Below are 4,126 nucleotides of genomic sequence, written 5' to 3'. Positions count from 1 at the left end.
TCCTCTCCCCACACTTCCCACACTTCCCCCTCTCCCCACACTTCCCACATTTATTTCCCCCTCTCCCCACACTTCCCACACTTCCCCCTCTCCCTATTCCTCTCCTGTCAAAGCATCAGTAAATGGGTCTGGCAGAGCCTGTTGTATTTCCATTTCTTCATTATCTTCAACAGATAAATCTTCACTATTCAGACTTTTTTTTAAAATCTTTTTGCTATTTTTGCGCCGACTATAATCCTGCAATTTTACCAACTCATCTTGATAAACGGAAATAATTCTTGTCAGAGACTCAGCCACTTCATCCCAACTTTCATCATCTATAATTTTTTCTGCAATACCTTGGAATAAATCCCCAGTTTGATTTTTTTTAACATACTCCTTCAGCAACTTTCCAGACTTCTGTAAAGCTGCTTGATATGCTTCTCCATCAGACCACCAAAGCCCAGGCTGATTCAACAACCAAGTCAAAATATATTCTTGAGCGTGCTGCTCTTTTACCCAATTAGCAAGATACTTTAATTCATCCATAAATTACCCCTTTGAACTATAAAAACTATTGCAATGATTAAATTAATCTGTAATCTACAGTAGAATATCATAATTTATTCATATTCTACATCTAGAATTAGACTTGAGATTACTAAAATCAAGAATAGTTCTGAATTTATTGATACAGAATTTTTACCCTCCCTTAAATATTAATTTATTTGTATCAGCCTATACTTGAAATATTAAAAAAAACCTTTACTGGAAACCGTCAAAAAAAAAGACCTGTAATCTAAGAACGGTAACTTAAATTAGAGAAAAAGTCAGGGAAGTAAAAATTATTATGGGACAGCAAAAATTTGGTGTTATAGGTCTAGCTGTAATGGGAGAAAACCTAGCCCTCAACGTAGAACGTAACGGGTTCCCTATCTCTGTATACAATCGCAGTGGCGATAAAACAGAAAAATTTATGGCAGAGCGCGCACAAGGGAAAAACGTACACGCTGCTTATACTTTAGAAGATTTTGTTCAATCCCTAGAAAGACCCCGTAGAATCCTGGTCATGGTAAAAGCAGGAGGACCAGTTGATAAAGTTATCGAACAACTTAAACCCCTCTTAGACAAAGATGACATGATCATCGACGGTGGTAACTCCCTCTACGAAGATACAGAACGTCGCACTAGAGATTTAGAATCTACTGGATTAGGTTTCATGGGGATGGGAGTTAGTGGTGGTGAAGAAGGTGCCTTATGGGGACCTAGTTTAATGCCTGGTGGTACCGAAGCTTCCTACAAAGAGTTAGAACCTATTTTAACTAAAATAGCTGCTCAAGTTGATGATGGTCCTTGTGTTACCTATATCGGTCCTGGAGGTGCCGGTCACTACGTGAAAATGGTACACAACGGGATTGAGTATGGCGATATGCAGTTAATTGCTGAAGCATACGATTTGTTGAAAAATGCTGTAGGAATTAGCAACGAACAACTCCATGAGATTTTTGCTGAGTGGAACAAAACTCCAGAGTTGGAATCCTTCTTAATTGAAATTACAGCGGATATCTTTACTAAGAAAGACACTGAAACTAGCAATCATTTAGTTGACATGATTGTTGATTCTGCTGGACAAAAAGGTACAGGTAGATGGACGGTAATTAATGCTTTAGAGTTGGGTGTTGCTGTTCCAACTATTACTGCTGCTGTTAATGCTCGGATTATGTCTGGTATTAAAGATGAGCGTGTAGCTGCTGCTAAGGAATTGACTGGTCCTGCTGGTAAGTATGAAGGCGATGCCCAAGCTATGATTAATAAGGTGCGGGATGCTTTGTATTGTTCTAAGATTTGTTCTTATGCTCAAGGTATGGCATTGTTGGCTGCTGCATCCAAGGAATTTAATTACAATCTGAATTTGGGTGAGTCGGCACGAATTTGGAAAGGTGGTTGTATTATTAGAGCTGGATTTTTGAATAAGATTAAGAAGGCTTTTGATGAAAATCCTAGTCTACCTAATTTATTGTTAGCTCCAGAGTTTAAGCAGACTATTCTCGATCGCCAGGATGCTTGGCGGGAAGTTGTTGGTCTAGCTGGTCAGTTAGGATTACCTGTTCCTGCCTTTAGTGCTTCTCTAGATTATTTCGATAGTTATCGTCGGGGAACTTTACCTCAAAACTTGACTCAAGCTCAACGGGATTATTTCGGCGCTCACACTTACGAGCGTATTGATAAGCCTCGTGGTGAATTCTTCCATACTGAGTGGCCTACTAAGTAATTCTTTCTGTTCCCAAATTAGGCGATCGCTCTTTGGTTAAATAGAGGCGATCGCCGTTTGCGATATATTTGATATTAGGTATTAGAGGCATATTTAGTGAACAAACATTTCACGCAATTTTTCTTCCTGCTCTTTTGGCAGATTGGTTGCTACAATTTCAAAATTTAGCTCTTCAATCGCTTCTGCTACCCGATCTACAACTGCATCTGTGCTTAACAAAAATAAGGCAGAAGTTCCCTCAGTTACTTTTGTACGGACATCTTTAATGAAATCATCATTGATGCCGATATCTGTAAAAGAAGCACTTAAGGCTCCTAATGCTGCGCCGATCGCCATTCCAAAAATTGGTACAAAGAAAATAATACCAAATAGCATCCCCCAAAAAGCACCATCCAGAGCACCTAGAGCTTTAAGATCATATAGTTGACGGGTTTTAGGTTTTTTCTTTCCTTCTGTCCAACTCACAATTGCTGCATCTTGAATTTTGATTAGTTCTTGTTTTTGTAGGTCACTCAAAATACTAATCATTTGATCTGCACCGTCTGCAGTTGGGAACTTTAAAACTCTCAGAGTTGCCATTGAAATTCTCCTTATAGAGCAGAAACGGAACTTTTATCTTTGACTATAGAAGATTTTACCAGGAATCATCACCCAGAACAAAAACTATATTTTTTTCAGCCTCAAACCTCAATTGTTATATAGATTTAGTTAGGAAAAATTTTAACTTATTCTGAGCTTACTCAAAGCCATTATTTGAACAATTGTAAAGAGAGAGTTGTATTAATTCATTGAATGTGCTTTGCTAAAGAAATATAATTTTAATTATTTGTAATAATAACTAAATTAATAAAACTATTGCACAATGGTTGAAGAAAAAAACAAAAAATTCATCTGCCCTGTGAGTACAGGTGGCACACTGTAAAGATTTCCTTGTTTTTCAATGAAACAATGCCTACACAGAGATTGTAGTGTTTTGAGTAAATTGGATAGTTGTATTTGTGCAGTTTCTAACAGTTGCGCCAGACTAATAGGTTGATTTTTTGTTGCCAAGAGTGAGAGGGTTTGTTTTTCCGTTTCCGATAGGCGTTTGAACTGCTCCTGCAAAATATCTTTCAAATCTTCTGGTAATAAAATAGTATCATCGGGCAATAACTCAATCAAATTTTCTTGCAACTCTTGAATTTGACTTGCCACACTTTTTAACCATAAAGGGTTCTGCACTAGCAAATCTTGGTGGCGATAGTGGCGATGGTAGTGATGGTGGTGATTGTGGGGCACTTTTTCCTAATATAAACCCAAAAAACCCTGAAATTCAAAGTTAGGCAAGAGTGGCAAAGTCTCTCTTGCCTTTTTTTATGATTCTCTGTAGCCGTGAAATTGTAGGTTGGGTTAAGCCACAGCACAACCCAACAAAGACCTAAACTAGAAATTATGTTGGGTTACCCTGCGGGAAGCAAGCTACGTTCCATGCTTTGCTTCGCAACGCTAACGCGAACGCAACGTTAACGCGAACAACCCAACCTACATCAGCGATCGCCCCACATTACTCTAAAGATACATAACTAGACGCAGACCTTCATTAACATTCTCCTGCAACTCCTCCGACAAAGAACTAACTCGTTGTTCTAAAAACAACTTATCCAGAGTTATCACTATCTCGCGGTAGTCCAGTTGCTTTTTTTGGCAGCAAAACATTTCCGGGTCTTCACCTAATTCTAGATTGGAAGTGATAAGCACCACAATTACAGTTTGAATCAAGCTACGATTAAAACTGTCATTTTGAACGATTAATACTGGTCTGCGATAACCTGGTTCTGAACCCAGAGGTTGAGGAAGTGTTGCCAACCAAATCTCTCCTCTATACATTACCACAGA

General features: G+C 38.5%; 5 protein-coding genes. 1 reads left to right on the top strand and 4 read right to left on the bottom strand.

From position 1 onward, the window contains the following. Nucleotides 1–93: 93 nt before the first annotated feature. Entirely contained in the window at nucleotides 94–528 is a 435-nt protein-coding gene (locus F6K22_RS34275) for a hypothetical protein (RefSeq protein ID WP_293108705.1), read from the bottom strand. A 301-nt stretch (nucleotides 529–829) separates the two neighbouring features. Here F6K22_RS34275 and gnd point away from each other — a divergent pair, with 301 nt between their 5' ends. Then, nucleotides 830–2,251 carry a decarboxylating NADP(+)-dependent phosphogluconate dehydrogenase gene (gene gnd, locus F6K22_RS34270; RefSeq protein WP_293108702.1) on the top strand — a complete coding sequence of 474 codons (1,422 nt, stop codon included), beginning with the start codon at nucleotides 830–832 and terminating at the stop codon, nucleotides 2,249–2,251. 93 nt (nucleotides 2,252–2,344) lie between these two features. Here gnd and F6K22_RS34265 read toward each other — a convergent pair whose 3' ends face one another. The 3 genes from F6K22_RS34265 to F6K22_RS34255 all read right to left on the bottom strand — a co-directional run. Further along, nucleotides 2,345–2,830 (bottom strand): DUF1269 domain-containing protein, encoded by a 486-nt coding sequence (locus F6K22_RS34265; protein WP_293108699.1) that lies wholly within the window; start codon nucleotides 2,828–2,830, stop codon nucleotides 2,345–2,347. Between the two features lie 273 nt (nucleotides 2,831–3,103). Further along, complete coding sequence (locus F6K22_RS34260; RefSeq protein WP_293108695.1) at nucleotides 3,104–3,529, bottom strand: hypothetical protein; 426 nt, start codon at nucleotides 3,527–3,529, stop codon at nucleotides 3,104–3,106. Between the two features lie 270 nt (nucleotides 3,530–3,799). Continuing rightward, nucleotides 3,800–4,126: type II toxin-antitoxin system PemK/MazF family toxin (locus F6K22_RS34255; protein ID WP_293108692.1), on the bottom strand; the 327-nt coding region annotated here is incomplete at its 5' end.

This window comes from Okeania sp. SIO2F4, from assembly GCF_010672385.1.
In the GTDB taxonomy this organism is placed as follows: domain Bacteria; phylum Cyanobacteriota; class Cyanobacteriia; order Cyanobacteriales; family Microcoleaceae; genus Trichodesmium.
The sequence above is the reverse complement of the archived record's forward strand: the minus strand, read 5'-3'. Positions and strand labels throughout refer to the sequence as shown.